Origin of the sequence: Streptomyces rimosus (assembly GCF_008704655.1) — a bacterium.
In the GTDB taxonomy this organism is placed as follows: Bacteria; Actinomycetota; Actinomycetes; order Streptomycetales; family Streptomycetaceae; genus Streptomyces; species Streptomyces rimosus.
The window spans coordinates 4,046,475-4,065,356 of sequence record NZ_CP023688.1 but is presented as its reverse complement, the minus strand read 5'-3'; the positions used below and the strand labels follow the sequence as shown (position 1 = coordinate 4,065,356).

Sequence of the window (18,882 nt, the reverse complement as noted above, 5' to 3'; positions counted from 1 at the left end):
GCAGATGCTGCTGACCATCGACGTGGGCAACACCCACACCGTCCTCGGCCTGTTCGACGGCGAGGAGATCGTCGAGCACTGGCGCATCTCCACCGACGCCCGCCGCACCGCCGACGAACTCGCCGTGCTCCTCCAGGGCCTGATGGGCATGCACCCGCTGCTCGGCGAGGAGCTGGGCGACGGCATCGAGGGCATCGCCATCTGCTCCACCGTCCCCTCCGTCCTCCACGAGCTGCGCGAGGTCACCCGGCGCTACTACGGCGACGTGCCGGCCGTCCTGGTCGAGCCGGGCGTCAAGACCGGCGTGCCGATCCTCATGGACAACCCCAAGGAGGTCGGCGCCGACCGGATCATCAACGCGCTGGCGGCGGTGGAGCTGTACGGCGGCCCGGCGGTGGTGGTCGACTTCGGTACGGCCACCACGTTCGACGCGGTCAGCGCGCGCGGCGAGTACGTCGGCGGTGTGATCGCCCCCGGCATCGAGATCTCGGTGGACGCGCTCGGCGTCAAGGGCGCCCAGCTCCGCAAGATCGAACTGGCCCGGCCGCGCAGCGTCATCGGCAAGAACACCGTCGAGGCCATGCAGTCCGGCATCCTGTACGGCTTCGCCGGACAGGTGGACGGCGTGGTCCAGCGCATGGCGCGGGAGCTGGCCGACGACCCGGACGACGTCACGGTGATCGCCACCGGCGGGCTGGCCCCCATGGTGCTCGGCGAGTCCTCGGTCATCGACGAGCACGAGCCGTGGCTGACGCTGATCGGGCTGCGCCTGGTGTACGAGCGCAACGTTCCCCGGAGCTGATCCGTACGGGACGGTCGGACCGGCCGTCCGGCCCGGCGGGCGGCCGCCGGCCCGGGGCCGTCCGTCCCGACCGGATGGCATGGCGAATTTCCCACTTGGCCCCTATACGTACCTACTTCTAACTGATGAGGCTTTTGCTGCCCTCTGCGAGTTCCGCGACACTTGCAGCATTCCAATGGTGTTAAGCGGATTTTGTCCGTCAACGGCGTAAGGTCGGCCCATGCCTATGCCATACGGATCCCGCGGCGGTATGGCCTTCAGCGCCGACGAGTTGCGCGTGCTGCGGCGCGCCCTCGCCGCCGCTCTCGGGCCGACGCGCCACACGACCGGTGCCCCGGACGCCCCGGCGGGCTACGACGCCGACGGCGCCCAGGAGGTCCAGGAATATCTGCGGCTGGCCGAGGCCGTGGACGAAGCGGCGCGCGAGGGCGGGCGGCTGCGCGCCTTCCTCCTCGCCGACCTCGTCCGCTACCGCGAAGCCCTGCCCGGCTCCGCCAGTGGCTACCTGGCGCATCTCCAGGAGGCCCTGGCGGTCGGTTACGATCCCGCCCCCGCCGACCTCGCCGCCCTGCGTTCGCTGGTCGCGGGCGCCCGGGGAGCGGCCGAAAGCGAGCGCCGCACCGCCCTGCTGCGCCGCTGCGAGAGCCTGGCCGAGCAGTTCGTACGGGCCCGGCTGCGCGCGCTTCCGGGCGGGAGGGGCGCCAAGGAGTCCGAGCCCGCGCCCCGTCCCGCACCGGTGCGCCCGCAGCCGAAGGCGCCGCGCCCCGGCCGTCCCGTCCCCACGCCGGGCGAGGTGTTCCCGCCACGCCGCAAGCCGGCGCCGCCCCCCGCGGCCCGGACCGCCTGAGCGCTGCGTACTCTGGAAGCCTCACTCCCGAAGGAGGCCCCTGGTCATGGATTACGTCGCAGCGCTGGTACCGCCCGTGGTGATGGCCGTGGCGTTCGTCGCGCTCATCGTGACGATCGTGAAGAGCCAGGGCGGCGAGAACAAGTCCAAGGAGGACGCGGCGGTCGACGCCGCGCTGGCCCGCGCCGAGGGCGCCCGCCAGGAGCCCAAGGCCCACGGCGCCTGACCGCCGCCGGCCGGACCCCTCCGGCCGCTGCCGCCCGTTCCGGGCCGCCGACGGAATTCGTTTGTCCGTTCGGCGGCCGGTCCGGCTGTGCGCACCGAATCCGTCCCGTACGGCCCGAGATCGCGTGTCCCGGGCCGTACGGCCTTTTTCCGGCGCAAATCAATCGGGTAAGAACCGGCATTCGCGACATCTCCCACTATTGTGCTGGTGTGCCACGACGCTTGGGTGATCTGGAAGACGCGGTCATGACGCGGGTGTGGGAGTGGAACCGCCCGGTCACCGTTCGGGAAGTCCTGGAAGACCTGCAGAAGGAACGGTCGATCGCCTACACGACGGTGATGACCGTATTGGACAACCTCCATCAGAAGGGCTGGGTGCGCCGGGAAGCCGAAGGGCGCGCCTATCGATATGAGGCGGTCTCCACTCGTGCCGCCTACGCGGCCGCACTGATGAACGAAGCGTGGTCCGCGAGTGACAACCCCGCGGCGGCTCTGGTGGCCTTCTTCGGCATGATGTCGCCGGAACAGCGCCATGCGCTACGGGATGCCGTACGGATGGTGCAGGGCGACGAACCGGCGGAACCCGCACCGGCCGCGCAGCAAGCAGAGCGGGCGGAACCCGAAGCCGCCGCACCTGCGGATGCGGGGGAAGCAGATGCGGGGGAAGTACCCGCGGCGGGTTCCGGCGACTCGGGGCGATAGCGTCGCCGCATGCCGCCGCTATCCAATGGAGTCACCGTCCGCCGCGCCAGGACCAGCGATGTACCTGCTGTACGCAGCCTCATCGACGCCTACTCGCAGGACGGCATCCTCCTCGACAAAGCCACCGTGACGCTTTACGAGGACATCCAGGAGTTCTGGGTGGCCGAGCGGGACGAGGACGCCGCGGTCGTCGCCTGCGGAGCCCTGCACGTCATGTGGGAAGACCTGGCCGAAGTGCGCACATTGGCCGTCGATCCGCGCCTGAAGGGCACCGGAGTCGGCCACCAAGTCCTCGACAAGCTGCTGCGCACCGCGGGCTGGCTCGGAGTGCGGCGCATTTTCTGCCTCACCTTCGAAGTCGACTTCTTCGCCAAGCACGGCTTCGTGGAGATCGGTGAGACGCCCGTCGACGGCGATGTCTACAGCGAGCTGCTGCGTTCCTATGACGAGGGCGTTGCCGAGTTCCTCGGTCTCGAACGAGTGAAGCCCAACACCCTGGGCAACAGCCGCATGCTTCTGCACCTGTGATCAGCGTTCTATGTCCGAATCGCGCCCCTATCTCATAGCTGTGGAAGCAAGCGTTCCCCGGCTGCCGTGCAACTGAACCCTACCCAGGGGTTTGTGTTTTTCCCGGAAAAGCGGTTTGCTTTCCGTCGTAATCCACATTCGATGAAAGGGAAACCGGTGGCACAGAAGGTTCAGGTTCTTCTTGTCGACGACCTCAACGGCGGCGAGGCCCATGAGACCGTGACGTTCGCCCTCGACGGCAAGTCCTACGAGATCGACCTGTCCGACGACAACGCCCAGAAGCTGCGCGACTCGCTCGCCGAGTTCGTGAAGGCAGGCCGCAAGACCGGTGGCCGTTCCGGTGGCCGCGGCAAGGCACGGGCGTCTTCCGGCGGCAGCCAGGACACCGCGAAGATCCGCGCGTGGGCCAAGGAGAACGGCTACAACGTCAATGACCGCGGCCGGGTGCCCGCGGAGATCCGTGAGGCGTTCGAGAAGGCGAACGGCTGATCGCCGTACCCGCGATCTGTTTGTCTTCGAGCTTGACGACCGCGCAGCAAACGGGCCCGGTGGCATTCCGTGGCCGCCGCGCTCACGAGTCGTACGAGGTCGGGGGCGCGCCCCTGGCGATCAGCGAGGGGAATTCCGCGGCCCCCGTGCCCTGCCCCCGTCCCCGTGGTGGGCAGGCAAGCCTCGATCTCGTACCCCGGCTCGGGAGGCCGCACCCACCCCGCGGCCTCCCGCGGACCGGTTCCGCACGGCCACCGCGCGTGCGGGGCCGGCGGCGGTGACGGCGCGGGCATCCGGTCCCCGGTGCCGCGCGCGGTCAGATCCAGCCCCAGCGAGCCCCATTCCAGCCATTCCAGGAGACCGGCCAGCTCCTCGGCCGCACCGGCGGCCACGAGCATGAGCATCCTGGGGCCGGCGGTGCCGCTGCGGTCGATCGCCACGGGCCCCGTGCGGCCCACCCGCCCCAGTACGGCCCGGCCCGCGTCGGCGGGCAGGTCCAGGGCGTCGAAGCGCTCCCCGGTCAGCAGCTCCACCGGCTCCGTGCCGGTGGTCGGCCAGCGCAGCTCGTCCTCGTACCACTGCCGTACGGCGGCGAGGGGGAAGCGGGATCGCGGGATCGCGACGGGCATACCCGGAGCAACTCACCAAGCCCCGAGAAGTTACGCTGGGTTGACGTACGGGTACGTACTGTCGCCAGGGAAGGGGGTGGGCGGGGCGTGACGGCGCATTGAACGGCGCGCGGGTGTTCGCCCGTAGCGGAGGGAAGAGGCCCGCGCCGCATGGAGTGTCAGTGGCGGCGGGTAAGACATTACCGGTGGGAAGAGACGGTGCAGCGGCGTGCGCAGCGCTTTTTCCGGAGCGGCGGCGGACTCCGGGCGGGCGTGTCGGTCAAGGGTGCGTTCGCCACGGGCGTACTGACCCGGGGCGTATATGCCTGGCCTGCGGGAACATCGTCTCGCACCATCGGGTTGGAGCAGATGTCGGCTGTTCGGCAGCAGATTTCCCCGCCGACGCGGGGGTGATCCGGACGGATGTCGGCAGTTGGAATGAGCTGTCCCGTCCCACGGGACTAGCATGCGGAAGGACAGGGAGGGGACCGACCCCTAACTGCCTGACCGCTCTGAGGAGCGATTAACGATGTTCGAGAGGTTCACCGACCGTGCGCGGCGGGTTGTCGTCCTGGCTCAGGAAGAAGCCCGGATGCTCAACCACAACTACATCGGCACCGAGCACATCCTCCTGGGCCTGATCCACGAGGGTGAGGGTGTCGCCGCTAAGGCCCTGGAGAGCCTCGGGATTTCGCTCGAGGCGGTCCGCCAGCAGGTGGAGGAGATCATCGGCCAGGGGCAGCAGGCCCCGTCCGGTCACATCCCCTTCACCCCCCGTGCGAAGAAGGTCCTGGAGCTGTCGCTCCGCGAGGCCCTTCAGCTCGGCCACAACTACATCGGTACGGAGCACATCCTGCTCGGCCTGATCCGCGAGGGTGAGGGCGTCGCCGCCCAGGTCCTCGTGAAGCTGGGCGCCGATCTGAACCGGGTGCGGCAGCAGGTCATCCAGCTGCTCTCCGGCTACCAGGGCAAGGAGGCCGCCACCGCAGGCGGCCCGGCCGAGGGCACGCCCTCGACCTCGCTGGTCCTGGACCAGTTCGGCCGCAACCTGACGCAGGCCGCCCGCGAGACCAAGCTCGACCCGGTCATCGGGCGCGAGAAGGAGATCGAGCGGGTCATGCAGGTGCTGTCCCGCCGTACCAAGAACAACCCGGTCCTCATCGGCGAGCCCGGCGTCGGCAAGACGGCGGTCGTCGAGGGCCTGGCCCAGGCCATCGTCAAGGGCGAGGTGCCCGAGACCCTCAAGGACAAGCACCTCTACACCCTGGACCTGGGCGCCCTGGTCGCCGGCTCCCGCTACCGCGGTGACTTCGAGGAGCGCCTGAAGAAGGTGCTCAAGGAGATCCGCACCCGCGGCGACATCATCCTGTTCATCGACGAGCTCCACACCCTGGTGGGTGCGGGTGCCGCCGAGGGCGCGATCGACGCCGCGAGCATCCTCAAGCCGATGCTGGCCCGCGGTGAGCTGCAGACCATCGGTGCGACGACGCTCGACGAGTACCGCAAGTACCTGGAGAAGGACGCGGCCCTGGAGCGCCGCTTCCAGCCCATCCAGGTCGCGGAGCCGTCGCTGCCGCACACCATCGAGATCCTCAAGGGCCTGCGCGACCGTTACGAGGCGCACCACCGCGTCTCGATCACGGACGAGGCCCTGGTGCAGGCCGCCCAGCTGGCCGACCGCTACATCTCCGACCGCTTCCTGCCGGACAAGGCGATCGACCTGATCGACGAGGCCGGCTCCCGGATGCGCATCCGCCGGATGACCGCGCCGCCGGACCTCCGCGAGTTCGACGAGAAGATCGCCGACGTGCGCCGGGAGAAGGAGTCCGCGATCGACTCGCAGGACTTCGAGATGGCCGCGGGTCTGCGCGACAAGGAGAAGCAGCTCCTGGCCGCGAAGGCGAAGCGGGAGAAGGAGTGGAAGGCCGGCGACATGGACGTCGTCGCCGAGGTCGACGGCGAGCTGATCGCCGAGGTCCTGGCCACGGCCACCGGCATCCCGGTCTTCAAGCTCACCGAGGAGGAGTCCTCGCGGCTGCTGCGGATGGAGGACGAGCTCCACAAGCGCGTCATCGGCCAGAAGGACGCCATCAAGGCGCTGTCGCAGGCCATCCGCCGTACGCGGGCCGGTCTGAAGGACCCCAAGCGCCCCGGTGGCTCGTTCATCTTCGCCGGTCCGTCCGGTGTCGGTAAGACCGAGCTGTCCAAGACGCTCGCCGAGTTCCTCTTCGGCGACGAGGACGCGATGATCTCCCTCGACATGTCGGAGTTCAGCGAGAAGCACACGGTCTCCCGGCTCTTCGGTTCGCCCCCCGGCTACGTCGGCTACGAAGAGGGCGGCCAGCTCACCGAGAAGGTGCGCCGCAAGCCGTTCTCCGTCGTGCTGTTCGACGAGGTGGAGAAGGCCCACCCCGACATCTTCAACTCCCTGCTGCAGATCCTGGAGGACGGTCGCCTGACCGACTCCCAGGGCCGCGTGGTGGACTTCAAGAACACGGTCATCATCATGACGACCAACCTCGGGACCCGGGACATCTCCAAGGGCTTCAACCTGGGCTTCGCCGCCCAGGGCGACACCAAGAGCAGCTACGAGCGGATGAAGAACAAGGTCAACGAAGAGCTCAAGCAGCACTTCCGGCCCGAGTTCCTCAACCGTGTGGACGACACGGTGGTCTTCCACCAGCTCACCGAGGAAGACATCATCCAGATCGTCGACCTCATGATCGCCAAGGTGGACGAGCGCCTGAAGGACCGCGACATGGGCATCGAGCTCAGCGGTGAGGCCAAGAAGCTGCTCGCCAAGCGCGGCTACGACCCGGTGCTGGGCGCCCGCCCGCTGCGCCGGACCATCCAGCGCGAGATCGAGGACGCTCTCTCGGAGAAGATCCTCTTCAGCGAGCTGCGCCCCGGCCACATCGTGGTCGTGGACATCGAGGGCGAGGGGGAGAACGCCAAGTTCACCTTCCGCGGTGAGGAGAAGTCGGCGCTGCCCGACGCCCCGCCCGTCGAGTCCGCGGCCGGCGGCCCGGACCTCTCGAAGGACGCGTGACGCCTCCGGCGCCCGCCGCCTGAGCGCTACGGCACCCGCCGCGGCCCGGAACCTGCTCCAGGTTCCGGGCCGCGGCGTTGCCGTGTCCGTGTACCGGCCCGCGTGGAAGCGTATTTCCGCAGCGGGTGCGGACGGATTTCCGTAACCGCGGACGGGGCCTTCCGGCCGGTACGGGAGCGGCCGCGGCTATTGCGCGCGGCGCAAAAGGAAATCGCCATTCCGGATTGCTCCGCCGATGTCCGGCGCAAATGCGGAAGGAGATATTCCGCGACCCGAAGTCTCCAAGGCGGCGACTGGGAACGGCTCCCGTTCTTGCAGGCGTACGGCCCCATAGGGCCGCGGTATCACAGCTCGACCACGCGGATCCCTTCCGGAACACCGGTCACCGGCGGCAGCCTGCCGCTGATCCGCAGTTCCTCCAGCCGGGGGAAGGCGGCCAGCCACGCCATCGAGGCCCCCAGGCCGTACGCCAGCCAGAGCCGCACCAGGCCGTCCGCCGGGACGATGCCGTCGATCAGCTCGGCCACCGTGAACTCCCCGGCGATCTGGAGGTACGGCCGGCCGCCGAGCTCCCGCAGGGCGTGCAGCTCCTCCGTGTCCGCCACGGGGAAGAACAGTTCGTCCGGGTCCAGGTGGGCGATGATCTCCCGGGCGTAGCGTGCGGTGTCGTACCGCCGCCAGGCACCGGCCAGCTGCGCCCGCACATCCGGGGACGTCCGCTTGCGCAGCCCGGCCAGGTAGTCGATCGCCATGTCGTCGGCGATGGACGTGGCCGTGACCGCGAGCAGATACGCCTCGTCGTCCGAGACCTCGGCCGGCTCCGGCAGCATCTCCAGGACGATCGGGCCGATCCAGCCCAGCGCGCGGGCCCCGGCCACGGTGCTGGGGCGGACCATGTCGCGGGTGAAGCGCCGCACCCGGTGGCGTACCTCCGGGTCCAGCTCGGCGGCGTGTCCCACACAGGCCGCGGCGAGCAGCTTGCGGTGCCGGGCCTCCGCGGCCCGGATGCCGGGGCGCGGGGCGAGCAGGCCGTTCAGCAGCGCCGCGCACTCGTCGGGGCGGGCCAGCGCGACGGCCATGCGGATGACGTCCTCCCACTCGGAGAGGTGGGCGTGGTTCAGCAGCAGCCCGAAGTCGTGGCGCTGCACGGTGGCGCGGGCGGCCAGGAAGTCCTGGAAGGTGCGGTGCACGAAGTCGACGGTGCCGGGGGCCGGTTCGCGCAGCAGTCCGGTGCGGTTCAGCAGGTGGCGGTATATCTCCTCGGGGTCTCCCTGGCGCGCGGCGTCGGGGATGGCGGGCAGGTGCTGTGCGAGCGTGTCGACGGCGATCTCGCGGTCCATCTCCGAACGCCCGTTGACCAGCATCCAGTGGGCCAGCTTCTGCAGCAGCTGGATCTTGGGCTGGCGCGGCAGGTCGATGCCGTCGGTGGTGCCCATGGCCCGTTCCCGGTCCCGCCGCTCCAGCAGCATCGACAGGGCGGCCTCGTACAACTCCTTGCGCCCGTTGGGCAGATAGCCGCGGCGGTCGCGGTGCAGGGCGCAGATCATGCCGCACATCAGCGGGTTGGTGGCGAGGCGGCCCAGGTCGCGGGTGATGCGTACGGCGTTGAGCAGCGTGCGTTCGTAGTGCGGCAGGCGGTCCATGTCGTCGGGGGCCTGCTGGGCCGCGGCGCGGTGCCAGCGCTGGATGAACGCGGCGATGTCCTCGCGGCTCATCGGGGCCAGCGACAGTTCGGTGAAACCGTCGGCCGTCAGCCAGTCGGCGCGGACGGCGGAGGGGCGGGAGGTGACGATCCAGACGTTGCCCGGATACAGGGCGGTCCAGTCGCGGAGCTTGCGGCGCAGCGCCTCGCGCCTGTCCTCCGGGGCCTCGTCCACGCCGTCTATCAGCAGCAGGGCCCGCCCTGCCCTTAGTACGCGGTCGGCCCAGCCCGGCGGCTGGGCTTCGGCGCCCGGATAGCAGACGGCCGCCAGGAAGGCGCCGGGGGAGGGCAGGCCGTGGTGGGCGAAGCGGCGTACTGGCAGGAGGAACGGGACGCGGCCGTAGAGCGCGCGGCGGAGCGCCGGGGGCAGCTCGCCGCGCGCTGTGGCGACGGCCAGCCACTGGAGCAGCGTGGTCTTGCCCGAGCCGGCCACGCCCCGGACAAGGACGCGGCACAGGCCGGACAGGGCGTGCTCGGCGGGGACGGCCGGTTCGGGCGCGCCGCCGCGGTCCGCGGCGGGCGGTTCCGGCTCGCAGCGCAGGCCCAGGTAGGCGGCGTCCAGCGGCCAGCTGTCGGGGGAGTGCACGAGATCCAGGCCGAAGATCGTGAGGTGGCTGTGGAGGACGGCGGTGTCCAGGGCGTACTGCGCCTCGAAGGCGGCGTCCTCGGCGGACCGGGACGGCAGCCGGGCGGCCAGCGCGCCGACGGTGTCGTCGATCCTGCCGAGGGTGCGCCGGTTCTCCACGACGGTGCGCGCGACGAAGCCGGTCAGCTGGGTGAAGTGGTTCAGGATGTGCAGCGCCGCGGTGTCCACGAGGACGGAGTGCAGCTCGGCGCCGTCACCGGTCAGCTCGCGGGCGGCGTCCGGGGCGGCCCGGCGCAGCTGCCGGGCGAGTTCGCCCGCCTCCAGCCGGGCGTCCTGGGCGATCTCGGTGTCCAGGTCGCCGAGCGCCCAGAGCGTACGGGAGAGGGCGTCCGTCACGGCCCGGTCCTCGTCGGGGGCCACCGGCCGCTCGCGGGCCGGGCCGGTGGCGCCGGGCAGCGGGGTCACGGCGCGCTCGACCAGTTTGGCGGCGATCCGCCGTACCTCGCGCTCCCCGAGGGTGCGCTGCTCGCCCCGGAAGGAGACCAGGCGGGCGATCCGTAACGGCCGGCCCACCAGGAAGGCGCCGGGCCCCGGCCGGACGAGGAGTTTCCTGACGAGCGGGCCCACGACCTTCGGTGCCAGCCGGGCCATGATGATCATTGGATCCATGCGGTGATCCCCCATCACCTGTGCGGCGCCGGGCGCCGCCGGATGTCCAGCCTAGAGGAGTCGGCGGTTCCCGGGAGGCCGCTCGGCCAGGTGGTGCCGTACGGGCGGGCGGGGCGCGCGGGGAGTTTCCGTACGGGGCCTTTGGTCCCGGTACGGACCGGCGAAAGACCCGCCGCGCGGCCGGGGGAACCCGGGCCGCGGTGACATGCCGCACAGGCCCCCGGCGGCCTACTACGCGGAATAGCGGACGCTTTCCGCGGTACGGCGGGGTGGTGCGGACGCGGTGGCCGGCGCGGGCGGGGAGGAGGGCGGCCGGGGTGCCGGGCGACTTCGTACGGCCGGGTAAAGCCGCAGGTCACGGCCCGGGAGGCGGAGGCGCGCAGCGGCCGGAAGAGGGAGGGGATCGGTGTGTTTGAGACCTGGGGCGGAGGGTACCGGCGGGGATTTATTTCCCCGGCTTTTGCTACGGGATGAGGTAGTAGAAGCGGCTATTGGCAACATGTCGGATTCCGGTTACCAAGGATGAGCGATCCCGGTCGACGGCCGGGACCCCGTCTTTTCCGGAGGTAGTTCCCGCATGACGAAGCACCACCCCCTGCACCGCCCGACGACGAAGTCCGTTCTCCGTACCCGCACCTCCGTGCTCGCGGCGGGCCTGGGCATCTCCGTCGCCATGGGCGCCGGGGTGGCGATGGCGGCCGGCGGCGACGCGCAGGCGATCGCGCTGAACGGGCTCACGTCCGACATCCGCTCCTCGGTGAGCGCGCAGGCCGACGCCCAGCAGAAGGCCGCCGAGGCGGAGAAGCAGGCGGCCGAGAAGGCCAAGAAGGACGCCGAGGAGAAGGCCCGCTCCTGGGTCAAGCCGGTGGACGACTACACGCTGGGCATGACCTTCGGGCTGGCCGGCAAGCACTGGGCCCACAACCACAGCGGCCAGGACTTCGTGGTGCCCAGCGGCACCGCCGTGCACGCCGTCCACGGGGGCACCGTGGTCAAGGCCGGCCCGAACGGCGGCGGCGACGGCCCCGCGTACGGCAACGCGATCGTGATCAAGCACGACAGCGGTACGTACACCCAGTACGCGCACCTGACCAGCACCGAGGTCAAGGTCGGCCAGACCGTGGAGACCGGCCAGGAGATCGCGAAGTCCGGCAGCACCGGCAACTCGACCGGCCCCCACCTCCACTTCGAGGTCCGTACCGGCCCGAACTACGGCTCCGGCGTCGAGCCGACCGCCTTCCTGAAGGCGCGCGGCGACGGCGTCTGATCCGCCCGGCGGGCGGTGCCTCAGCGGGGGATACCCCGGTAGGCAGTGTTCTCAGCGGGCGGTGCCCGGTGACAGGGTCTGACCGTGGCTCCCCGGCTGGGCCGCGGTGACCAGTTCGGTGGCGACCTCCAGGATGGCCTTGCGCTTGTCCTCGGGGTCGCCTTCGAGCGTCTGCATCGCGAACAGGCCCGCGTGCATCGAGAAGATCGCGGTGATGCAGCGCACCTGGTCCGTCAGCTCCGCCTCCGGCTCCCTGAGCAGCCCGGTGAGCCGGATCATCCGCTGCTTGAAGGTCTCCCCGATGCTCAGGTCCCGTACGGCCGCCTGGTTCTCCTGCATGAAGCGGAACAGCGGCTCGGCGGAGCGCAGCGCCTCGCTGTAGCGGCGCAGGATCTCCTGCTTGGTCTCCAGGGTGCGCGGCTGCGTGCCGGCCCATTCGATCAGGTCGTCGATCGGCCGGCCCAGGTCCTGGAAGAGGCCGATGACGATGTCTTCCTTGGTCTTGAAGTGGTAGTAGAGCGCGGCCTTGGTGACGTCCAGCCGCTCGGCGATCTCGCGCAGCGAGGTCTTCTCGTACCCCTGCTCGGCGAACAGCTCCAGGGCGACGTCCTGGATGCGCTGGCGGGTGTTGCCCCTGCGCGGGTGCGGTGTGCCCATGCTGCTGTTCTCCTGCGTCGATCGGCCGGGCCGAGGTCACGGGGGTCACTCGGAAACTTACTTGACGCCCGGCTAGTTGTTCCTTACCTTCTTCACTGTACTGAACTAGCCGGGCGGCAAGTAAGTGGGAGAAGCGAAAATGGGGAAGTCGCAGACGGAAGCGACCCCAGCGGGGGACATATCCAAACCGGCGGACGGCGGGGGGAAGCAGCCGGCCAGCGTCCGCGTGGTGCTGTTCGCGCTGATGATCGCCATGCTGCTGGCGATGCTGGACAACATGATCGTGGGTACCGCCATGCCCACCATCGTGGGCGAGCTGGGCGGGCTGAGCCACCTGTCCTGGGTGGTGACCGCGTACACGCTCGCGACCGCCGCCTCCACCCCGATCTGGGGCAAGCTGGGCGACCTGTACGGCCGTAAGGGCGTCTTCCTGACGTCCATCGTGATCTTCTTGATCGGCTCCGCGCTGTCCGGCATGGCCCAGGACATGGGCCAGCTGATCGGCTTCCGCGCCGTACAGGGCCTGGGCGCGGGCGGTCTGATGGTCGGCGTCATGGCGATCATCGGCGACCTGATCCCGCCGCGCGAGCGCGGCAAGTACCAGGGCATGATGGCCGGCGTCATGGCCGTCGCGATGATCGGCGGCCCGCTGGTCGGCGGCACCATCACCGACCACCTCGGCTGGCGCTGGAGCTTCTACATCAACCTGCCGCTCGGCGCGATCGCCCTGGTCATGGTCACCGCCGTGCTGCACCTGCCGAAGAAGCGCTCGCAGGCGCGCATCGACTACGTGGGCGCCGCGCTGCTCACCGCCGGCATCACCTCGCTGGTGCTGATCACCACCTGGGGCGGCACCGAGTACGACTGGCTGTCGGGCCAGATCATCGGGCTCGGCGCGGTCGGTGTCGTGGCGCTGCTGGCCTTCGTCTTCGTGGAGACCAAGGTCCGCGAGCCCGTCCTGCCGCTGCACATCTTCCGCAACCGCAACTTCAGCCTCGTCACGGTGATCGGCTTCCTGGTCGGCTTCGTGATGTTCGGGTCGATGACCTTCCTGCCGCTGTTCCAGCAGACCGTGCAGGGCGCCTCGGCCACCAACTCCGGGCTGCTGCTCCTGCCGATGCTGCTCGCGATGATGGCCGTCTCGCTGGTCGCGGGCCGGGTCACCACCAACACCGGCAAGTACAAGATCTTCGTGGTGGGCGGCGGCGCGCTGATCACCGCCGGGCTGGCGCTGCTGTCCCTGATGGACACCGGCACCACCCGCTTCACCTCGGGTCTGTACATGGCGGTGCTGGGCGCCGGCATGGGCTTCCTGATGCAGACCACGATGCTGATCGCGCAGAACAGCGTCGAGATGAAGGACATGGGCGTCGGCTCCTCGTCGGCCACCCTCTTCCGTACGATCGGCGGCTCCTTCGGCGTCGCGATCTTCGGGGCGATCTTCAACAACCAGGTGCAGGACGTCATGAAGGAGCGGCTCGGCGCCGCGGGCGCGAAGGCGACCGCGGGCGGGGGCCAGATGGACCCGAAGAAGCTGGAGCAGCTGCCGGCCGCGATCAAGGACGCGTACATGCACGCGGTCTCCGGCGGCACCCACCAGGTCTTCATCTGGGGCGCCCTGATCAGCATCATCGGTTTCGCCGCGGCCTGGTTCCTCAAGGAGGTGCCGCTGCGCGGCGGCCCCGCCAAGCCCGCCGACAAGGCGGAGAGCGACGCGGCCCCGGTCGCCGCCGCGATGGCGGAGCCCGTCTGATCCGGCACTGAAAACGCAGGCCAGCGGCCCTCGGCGGACACGCCGGGGGCCGCTGTCGTGCTTACGGGCAAGCCGCCGCCGGGCCGTTGTCAGTGGTGCGTGCCAGCATCGGAATGTGAACGGCGACGGGGCGGTGGACGCCACCGGGACGGGGGACGGGCGGACGGACGGGCGCGCGGCGGGCGGCGCCACCGTCCCGGTCCCCCTCGCGCGGCTCCGGCAGCTGCGGCTGGCGAAGGACGTGATGGACCGCGACTGGGCCACCCCGCTGGACCTGGACGCGGTCGCGGCGCACGCCGGGTATTCCCGCTTCCACTTCCTCCGCGCCTTCAAGCAGGTGTACGGCCTGACCCCCGGCCAGTATCTGAGCCGCCGCCGGATCGAGCGCGCCGAGGAACTGCTGCGTACGGCCGATCTCTCCGTCACGGAGATCTGCTGGCTGGTTGGCTTCGGCAGCCTGGGCACCTTCTCCGCGCGCTTCAAGAAGCAGACCGGCCTGACCCCGAGCGACTACCGGAAACGGCACGTCGGGCGGGGCGCCGGGCTGATACCGGGCTGCTATGCCCTGCTGTGGTCCGGCGGCTTCAAGTCCTTCGAGGGCCGGGAGGGGGAAGGCCCCGGGAAGGGGGCCGGAAAGGGGGCCGGGACCGGGCCGGGAGACCGCAATCGTGGAGAAGGCGGGTAGTCGGCGGGCTGCCTACGGTGAAACCGGGGACGCGCGAAGACCGCGCACGAGCCATGGGAGGCACGTCATGATCAAGGGTTTGGCCATCACCACCGTATGGGTCCTCGACCAGGACCGGGCGAAGGAGTTCTACACCGAGAAGCTCGGCATGGAGGTCCGTACGGACCTGCGGATGGGCGGCGAGGACGGCATGCGCTGGCTGACCGTCGGCGCGAAGGACCAGCCGGAGGTGGAGCTGACGCTGATGGTCCCCGGCCCGCCCGGCATGGACCCGGAGGCCGGGGAGAGCCTGAAGCAGCTGGTGAGCAAGGGGCTGATGGGCGCCGGGGTGCTCAGGACGGACGACGTCAAGGCCGACTACGCGGCGCTGAAGGCCAAGGGGGTCGAGTTCCTCCAGGAGCCGCAGGAGCGCCCGTACGGCACCGAAGCGATCTTCCGCGACGACTCCGGCAACTGGTTCTCGCTCACCCAGCCCAGCGAACAGCTCGACCTGAGCAAGGGGTGGGGCGACTGCGTGGAGTAGGCGAGCGACGCGACTGGGTGCTGATGAGGTTCCGGTCCGACCGCCCGGTCACCGGTCCGGCAGCTGGATGACCGGGAAGCTGCCGGTGCTCGTCGGCGCGTTCTCCGGCAGCCACAGCACGGACACCGCGCCGGTCGAGCCGTCCGTCAGCTCGTCCGCGTTGCGGAAGGTCAGCCGGGCGCCCAGCACCCGCGCCTGGCCCGCCGCGATGGTCAGGCCGAGCCCGTGGCCGCGCCCGGCCCGGTCGCTGCTGCCCGTACGGAACCGGCTCGGGCCCTCGCGCAGCAGCGCCTCCGGGAAGCCGGTGCCGTGGTCGCGCACGCGCACCACGCGCCCCTCGACCGTGACCTCGATCGGCGGCTTGCCGTGCCGGGCCGCGTTGGCGATCAGGTTGCCCAGGATGCGTTCCAGGCGCCGGGGGTCGGTGGAGACCTCCGCGTCCCGCAAGATGTCGATCTTGATGTCCGGGTTCAGGGCCCGCACCCGCCGGGTGACGAACTCGCCCAGCGCCACGTCCTGCAGCTCGGCCCGCTCCGCGTAGCCGTCCAGCCGCGCCACCTCCAGCACGTCCTCGACGAGCGTGCGCATCGCCTGCGCCCGGTCCCGTACCAGCTCCGAGGGGCGGCCCGGGGGCAGCAGCTCGGCCGCGGTGAGCAGCCCGGTCACCGGGGTGCGCAGCTCGTGGGCGATGTCGGCGGTCACCCGGCGCTCCGCCTCGATGCGCTTCTGGAGCGCGTCGGACATCGCGTCCACCGCCCAGGCCAGGTCGTCCGTCTCGTCCCGGATGCGCCCGCCGACCTCGTCCCGAATGCGTACGGAGGTGTCGCCGTCGGCCAGCTTGCCGGCCGCCGCCGCGGCCTTGCGGAGCCGCTTGGACAGCCGTCCGCCGATCAGCACGCCGAGCGCGCAGCCGCCGACCACGACCGCCGTCGAGCCGATCAGCAGCGCCTGGTCGAGGTCGTCCAGCACGGCGAACCGGTCGGGGAAGTAGCCCTGGATGGACAGCACCCGGCCGCCCGCGACCGGTGCCGCCGCCCACACCTTGGGCGTGGTCTGGCCGGTGTCCTCCAGATAGGTCGCCCGCTTTCCCTTGGCGACCTCGTCACGCAGTGCCTTCGGCAGCGCCGGGTCGTCCAGCTTGGCGCCGAAGCGCAGCTGGTGCGTGGTTTCGTAGATCTTCTGCGTGAAGTTGAGGCGCTCGGTCTGCACATCGCGGCTGTTGTCCAGCATCGAACCGCGGGCCGCGTTGTGCACGACGAGGCTCAGCGCGATCGCGACCAGCGCTCCGACGAGCGCGATCGCGGCGCTGAGCTTCCACCTCAGCCCCGTACGCAGGGCGAGCCTGACCACCGCAGGAGTCAGCCTCTCAGCTTGTATCCGAAGCCGCGGACGGTCTCGATCCGGTCCTGGCCGATCTTGCCGCGCAGCCGCTGTACATGGACGTCCACGACCCGGGTGTCACCACCCCAGCCGTAGTCCCACACCCGCTCCAGCAGCCGGTCGCGGGAGAGGACCGTGCCGGGCGAGTTCGAGAACTCCAGCAGCAGGCGCATCTCGGTGGGCGTCAGCGCGACCGGCCGGCCGCCTTTGCGCACCTCCATGCCCTCCGTGTCGACCTCCAGGTCACCGAAGCGCAGCACGGCCTCGGCGGGCTCGGCCGCCTCCGACCCGGCGGCGTGCGAGCCGTCCGGGCCCGAGGCGTGCCCGAAGCGGCGCAGCACCGCGCGGATCCGGGCCACCAGCACGGCGCCGTCGAACGGCTTGGTCACATAGTCGTCGGCGCCGGCCTCCAGGCCGAGCACCACGTCGATGGAGTCCGCGCGCGCCGACAGCATGATCACCGGCACGGTCGACTCGTCACGGATGCGGCGGCACAGGCTGACCCCGTCCAGGCCCGGCACCATCACGTCCAGCAGGGCGATGTCCGGCCGGTCGGCGCGGAACGCCTCCAGTCCCGCCAGGCCGTCGGGCATGGCGGTGACCACGAAGCCGTCCCGCTCCAGGGCGAGCTGCGTCGCCTCGCGGATGACGTCGTCGTCCTCGACGAAGAGGACATGGGTATCGGCCATGCGGTGTTCTCAATCCTCCGGTCCGGTCGGGTCCGCGGGCGCGGGCTCGGTGCCCCCGGTCTTGCTGTAGTCGGTGTGGTACCGGGCGTACTCGACGAAGCGGCTACCCGTCCAGCGGTAGGTCATCACATCCTCGCCGGAAGCGCAGCACAGGTTGTCGTCGGAGTTGTAGGTCTGTTTGGAGACCTCCAGCTCGCCCTTGTTGACGCTGGCGTACACCGAGGGCTGCTCGTTGGCGAAGACATTGTCGTAGTCCCCGCCGTCCTTGCGGTAGACGTAACTGCCGATGCCGACCGAATCCGCGCAGGTCATCACGTTGACCACGACATCGGGGTCCTTGCTGCCGGTGAGCTTGGCGTAGGTCACCTCGACCGGGTACTCGTCCGCGGCGCAGGGCTTGGCGAGGGACTTCTTGACGTCCGCGCCGACCTTCGGGTCGTGCTTCATCAGGTCCACCGCGTCGACCTTCCGGTACGCGACCGAGGCGGAGGGGGACGGGGACGGCGCCTGGGCGGAGCGGCCCTTGGGCGCCGGGGTGCTGCTCGCCGAACCCTCGGTCCGTACGCCCTCGCCGCCCGGATTGCACCCGGCCAGCAACAGCGAGAGGGCGGCCATCGATGCGATGGCCGCTCCGGTGGTCGTGCGGAAGGCTCCGGTCCGCCGGGACCGGAGCCGTGCCGTGTGTTTCGGGCGGAGCCGTTCGGAGGCCGGGCGTCCCGGGCCCGGCCCCAGCCCTTTCGGCCGGCACCGGGCGGCCGGCGCGCTCCCGGCCGTCCCGCCTCCGGCCAACCTGTTCCTGGTCAAACCGCTCCCGCTCACAGTCCCTCTGGCCAAGCCGCCGGTGTCGCAGCCGGTCAGGCCGCGCACCGCTCCCGCTCCTGCTCGCCGCGCTCCAGCATCCGCGCGTCGATGTCGCGATTCTCCAGTTCCTGGCGCAGCCGGGCCAGTGCCCGGTGCAGCGTGCTCTTGACCGTACCGGTGGACATGCCCAGCGCCGCCGCGGTCTCCTCGGTGCTCATCTGCTCCCAGTGTCGCAGCACGACGACGCTGCGCTGCTTGGGCGCGAGCACCCCGAGGATGTCCATCAGCAGGGCCCGGTCGGCGCGCTGCTCGGTGCCGTCGTCGACGCTGGCGTCCGGGAGCTGCTCGGTAGGCACCTCCTCCAGCTTGCGGGCGCGCCACCACTCCGTACGGGTGTTGATCATGACCCGGCGCAGATACGCGTCGGCCAGCGACTTGTCGGCGATGCCGTCCCAGCGCCCGTAGGTGCGGACCAGGGCCGTCTGGAGCAGGTCCTGGGCGTCGACCGGGTCGGGCACCAGGCGCCGGGCGCTGCGCAGCAGGGCCTCCTGCCGCGTACGCACGTACTCTTCGAAGTCCAGTACCTTGCCGCCGCTGGTCGCCATCCCGACGCCTCCGATCCGCTTGCGATTCCCCACGTTGACCGTGCCGGTGGTCACCTCCAGCACGAGGAAGACGCTACGGAGGGGGTGTTGCGGCGTAATGTGCGTCGGCCCCACAGGCAGTGCACGGAAAACCGTCGGTTGTGTAACAGCGGGCCGGGTGTCATACCTGCGACGGACCGGGTCCCGGCCCGTGTCCTTCTTGCGAGGGACGGCGGGGGAGGCCGGAAGAGCCATGGGCCGCGGGCCGGGCGGGCGGCGGGGCACCGGGCGTCACGGAGGCGTCATCCGGCACCCGGCGCACAGGGGTCAGCTGTC

Annotated in this window: 18 protein-coding genes; 11 read left to right on the top strand and 7 right to left on the bottom strand. The window is 70.5% G+C overall.

The genetic code is table 11. The annotated features are described in order from the left end of the window. Nucleotides 1-4: 4 nt before the first annotated feature. The 6 genes from CP984_RS17065 (at nucleotide 5) to CP984_RS17040 (ending at nucleotide 3,593) form a co-directional block, all read left to right on the top strand. Nucleotides 5-802, top strand: coding sequence for a type III pantothenate kinase (locus tag CP984_RS17065; RefSeq protein ID WP_003982973.1), 798 nt, complete (start codon nucleotides 5-7; stop codon nucleotides 800-802). 250 nt (nucleotides 803-1,052) lie between these two features. Continuing rightward, nucleotides 1,053-1,649, top strand: coding sequence for a hypothetical protein (locus CP984_RS17060; RefSeq protein ID WP_003982974.1), 597 nt, complete (start codon nucleotides 1,053-1,055; stop codon nucleotides 1,647-1,649). Nucleotides 1,650-1,695: 46 nt separating this feature from the next. Next, nucleotides 1,696-1,875: a hypothetical protein gene (locus CP984_RS17055; protein ID WP_003982975.1), complete on the top strand. Its 180-nt coding sequence runs from the start codon at nucleotides 1,696-1,698 to the stop codon at nucleotides 1,873-1,875. 209 nt (nucleotides 1,876-2,084) lie between these two features. Further along, the gene (locus tag CP984_RS17050) at nucleotides 2,085-2,576 is read left to right on the top strand and encodes a BlaI/MecI/CopY family transcriptional regulator (RefSeq protein WP_078575499.1); all 492 of its coding nucleotides are present in this window, start codon (nucleotides 2,085-2,087) and stop codon (nucleotides 2,574-2,576) included. Between the two features lie 9 nt (nucleotides 2,577-2,585). Beyond that, a complete protein-coding gene (locus CP984_RS17045) occupies nucleotides 2,586-3,104 on the top strand; it encodes an amino-acid N-acetyltransferase (protein ID WP_003982977.1) in 519 nt (172 codons plus the stop codon). Between the two features lie 156 nt (nucleotides 3,105-3,260). After that, complete coding sequence (locus tag CP984_RS17040) at nucleotides 3,261-3,593, top strand: histone-like nucleoid-structuring protein Lsr2 (RefSeq protein ID WP_003982978.1); 333 nt, start codon at nucleotides 3,261-3,263, stop codon at nucleotides 3,591-3,593. Here CP984_RS17040 and CP984_RS17035 read toward each other — a convergent pair. Next, on the bottom strand, nucleotides 3,524-4,222 hold the full coding sequence (locus tag CP984_RS17035; protein ID WP_043978339.1) for an SCO3374 family protein: 699 nt from the start codon (nucleotides 4,220-4,222) through the stop codon (nucleotides 3,524-3,526). The two genes, CP984_RS17040 and CP984_RS17035, sit on opposite strands and share 70 nt — an antisense overlap. Nucleotides 4,223-4,730: 508 nt before the next feature. Between CP984_RS17035 and CP984_RS17025 the strand changes: the two genes are divergently transcribed. Next, nucleotides 4,731-7,250, top strand: coding sequence for an ATP-dependent Clp protease ATP-binding subunit (locus tag CP984_RS17025; RefSeq protein ID WP_003982979.1), 2,520 nt, complete (start codon nucleotides 4,731-4,733; stop codon nucleotides 7,248-7,250). A gap of 344 nt (nucleotides 7,251-7,594) precedes the next feature. Here the strand turns inward: CP984_RS17025 and CP984_RS17020 are convergent, their stop codons facing one another. Continuing rightward, the gene (locus CP984_RS17020) at nucleotides 7,595-10,207 is read right to left on the bottom strand and encodes an NACHT domain-containing protein (protein ID WP_030184252.1); all 2,613 of its coding nucleotides are present in this window, start codon (nucleotides 10,205-10,207) and stop codon (nucleotides 7,595-7,597) included. Between the two features lie 577 nt (nucleotides 10,208-10,784). Here CP984_RS17020 and CP984_RS17015 point away from each other — a divergent pair. Next, a complete protein-coding gene (locus CP984_RS17015) occupies nucleotides 10,785-11,474 on the top strand; it encodes a M23 family metallopeptidase (protein WP_003982981.1) in 690 nt (229 codons plus the stop codon). Between the two features lie 51 nt (nucleotides 11,475-11,525). Here CP984_RS17015 and CP984_RS17010 read toward each other — a convergent pair whose 3' ends face one another. After that, nucleotides 11,526-12,131: a TetR/AcrR family transcriptional regulator gene (locus tag CP984_RS17010; protein WP_003982982.1), complete on the bottom strand. Its 606-nt coding sequence runs from the start codon at nucleotides 12,129-12,131 to the stop codon at nucleotides 11,526-11,528. A 139-nt stretch (nucleotides 12,132-12,270) separates the two neighbouring features. Here CP984_RS17010 and CP984_RS17005 point away from each other — a divergent pair, with 139 nt between their 5' ends. The 3 genes from CP984_RS17005 (at nucleotide 12,271) to CP984_RS16995 (ending at nucleotide 15,092) form a co-directional block, all read left to right on the top strand. After that, on the top strand, nucleotides 12,271-13,884 hold the full coding sequence (locus tag CP984_RS17005; protein ID WP_003982983.1) for an MDR family MFS transporter: 1,614 nt from the start codon (nucleotides 12,271-12,273) through the stop codon (nucleotides 13,882-13,884). A gap of 244 nt (nucleotides 13,885-14,128) precedes the next feature. Further along, nucleotides 14,129-14,569, top strand: coding sequence for a helix-turn-helix transcriptional regulator (locus CP984_RS17000; RefSeq protein ID WP_043978393.1), 441 nt, complete (start codon nucleotides 14,129-14,131; stop codon nucleotides 14,567-14,569). A gap of 67 nt (nucleotides 14,570-14,636) precedes the next feature. Further along, nucleotides 14,637-15,092: a VOC family protein gene (locus CP984_RS16995; protein WP_003982985.1), complete on the top strand. Its 456-nt coding sequence runs from the start codon at nucleotides 14,637-14,639 to the stop codon at nucleotides 15,090-15,092. Between the two features lie 48 nt (nucleotides 15,093-15,140). Here the strand turns inward: CP984_RS16995 and cseC are convergent, their stop codons facing one another. The 4 genes from cseC to CP984_RS16975 form a co-directional block, all read right to left on the bottom strand. Further along, complete coding sequence (gene cseC / locus CP984_RS16990) at nucleotides 15,141-16,442, bottom strand: two-component system sensor histidine kinase CseC (protein ID WP_003982986.1); 1,302 nt, start codon at nucleotides 16,440-16,442, stop codon at nucleotides 15,141-15,143. Nucleotides 16,443-16,450: 8 nt separating this feature from the next. After that, a complete protein-coding gene (gene cseB, locus CP984_RS16985) occupies nucleotides 16,451-17,161 on the bottom strand; it encodes a two-component system response regulator CseB (protein WP_003982987.1) in 711 nt (236 codons plus the stop codon). Between the two features lie 9 nt (nucleotides 17,162-17,170). Then, the gene (locus CP984_RS16980; protein WP_003982988.1) at nucleotides 17,171-17,776 is read right to left on the bottom strand and encodes a hypothetical protein; all 606 of its coding nucleotides are present in this window, start codon (nucleotides 17,774-17,776) and stop codon (nucleotides 17,171-17,173) included. A 239-nt stretch (nucleotides 17,777-18,015) separates the two neighbouring features. Continuing rightward, nucleotides 18,016-18,567, bottom strand: a complete 552-nt coding sequence (locus CP984_RS16975) for a SigE family RNA polymerase sigma factor (protein WP_030023568.1) — start codon at nucleotides 18,565-18,567, stop codon at nucleotides 18,016-18,018. Nucleotides 18,568-18,882: the final 315 nt, after the last annotated feature.

Excerpts from the sequence above, each read along its gene's own strand:
- CP984_RS17055 (WP_003982975.1), top strand. The coding sequence starts at position 1,696 with ATGGATTACGTCGCAGCGCTGGTACCGCCCGTGGTGATGGCCGTGGCG.
- CP984_RS17025 (WP_003982979.1), top strand. The coding sequence starts at position 4,731 with ATGTTCGAGAGGTTCACCGACCGTGCGCGGCGGGTTGTCGTCCTGGCT.
- CP984_RS17035 (WP_043978339.1), bottom strand. The coding sequence starts at position 4,222 with ATGCCCGTCGCGATCCCGCGATCCCGCTTCCCCCTCGCCGCCGTACGG.
- CP984_RS17065 (WP_003982973.1), top strand. The coding sequence starts at position 5 with ATGCTGCTGACCATCGACGTGGGCAACACCCACACCGTCCTCGGCCTG.
- CP984_RS16975 (WP_030023568.1), bottom strand. The coding sequence starts at position 18,567 with ATGGCGACCAGCGGCGGCAAGGTACTGGACTTCGAAGAGTACGTGCGT.
- CP984_RS17010 (WP_003982982.1), bottom strand. The coding sequence starts at position 12,131 with ATGGGCACACCGCACCCGCGCAGGGGCAACACCCGCCAGCGCATCCAG.
- CP984_RS17005 (WP_003982983.1), top strand. The coding sequence starts at position 12,271 with ATGGGGAAGTCGCAGACGGAAGCGACCCCAGCGGGGGACATATCCAAA.
- cseB (WP_003982987.1), bottom strand. The coding sequence starts at position 17,161 with ATGGCCGATACCCATGTCCTCTTCGTCGAGGACGACGACGTCATCCGC.
- CP984_RS17045 (WP_003982977.1), top strand. The coding sequence starts at position 2,586 with ATGCCGCCGCTATCCAATGGAGTCACCGTCCGCCGCGCCAGGACCAGC.
- CP984_RS17000 (WP_043978393.1), top strand. The coding sequence starts at position 14,129 with ATGGACCGCGACTGGGCCACCCCGCTGGACCTGGACGCGGTCGCGGCG.
- CP984_RS17020 (WP_030184252.1), bottom strand. The coding sequence starts at position 10,207 with ATGGATCCAATGATCATCATGGCCCGGCTGGCACCGAAGGTCGTGGGC.
- CP984_RS16995 (WP_003982985.1), top strand. The coding sequence starts at position 14,637 with ATGATCAAGGGTTTGGCCATCACCACCGTATGGGTCCTCGACCAGGAC.
- CP984_RS17015 (WP_003982981.1), top strand. The coding sequence starts at position 10,785 with ATGACGAAGCACCACCCCCTGCACCGCCCGACGACGAAGTCCGTTCTC.
- CP984_RS17060 (WP_003982974.1), top strand. The coding sequence starts at position 1,053 with ATGGCCTTCAGCGCCGACGAGTTGCGCGTGCTGCGGCGCGCCCTCGCC.
- CP984_RS16980 (WP_003982988.1), bottom strand. The coding sequence starts at position 17,776 with ATGGCCGCCCTCTCGCTGTTGCTGGCCGGGTGCAATCCGGGCGGCGAG.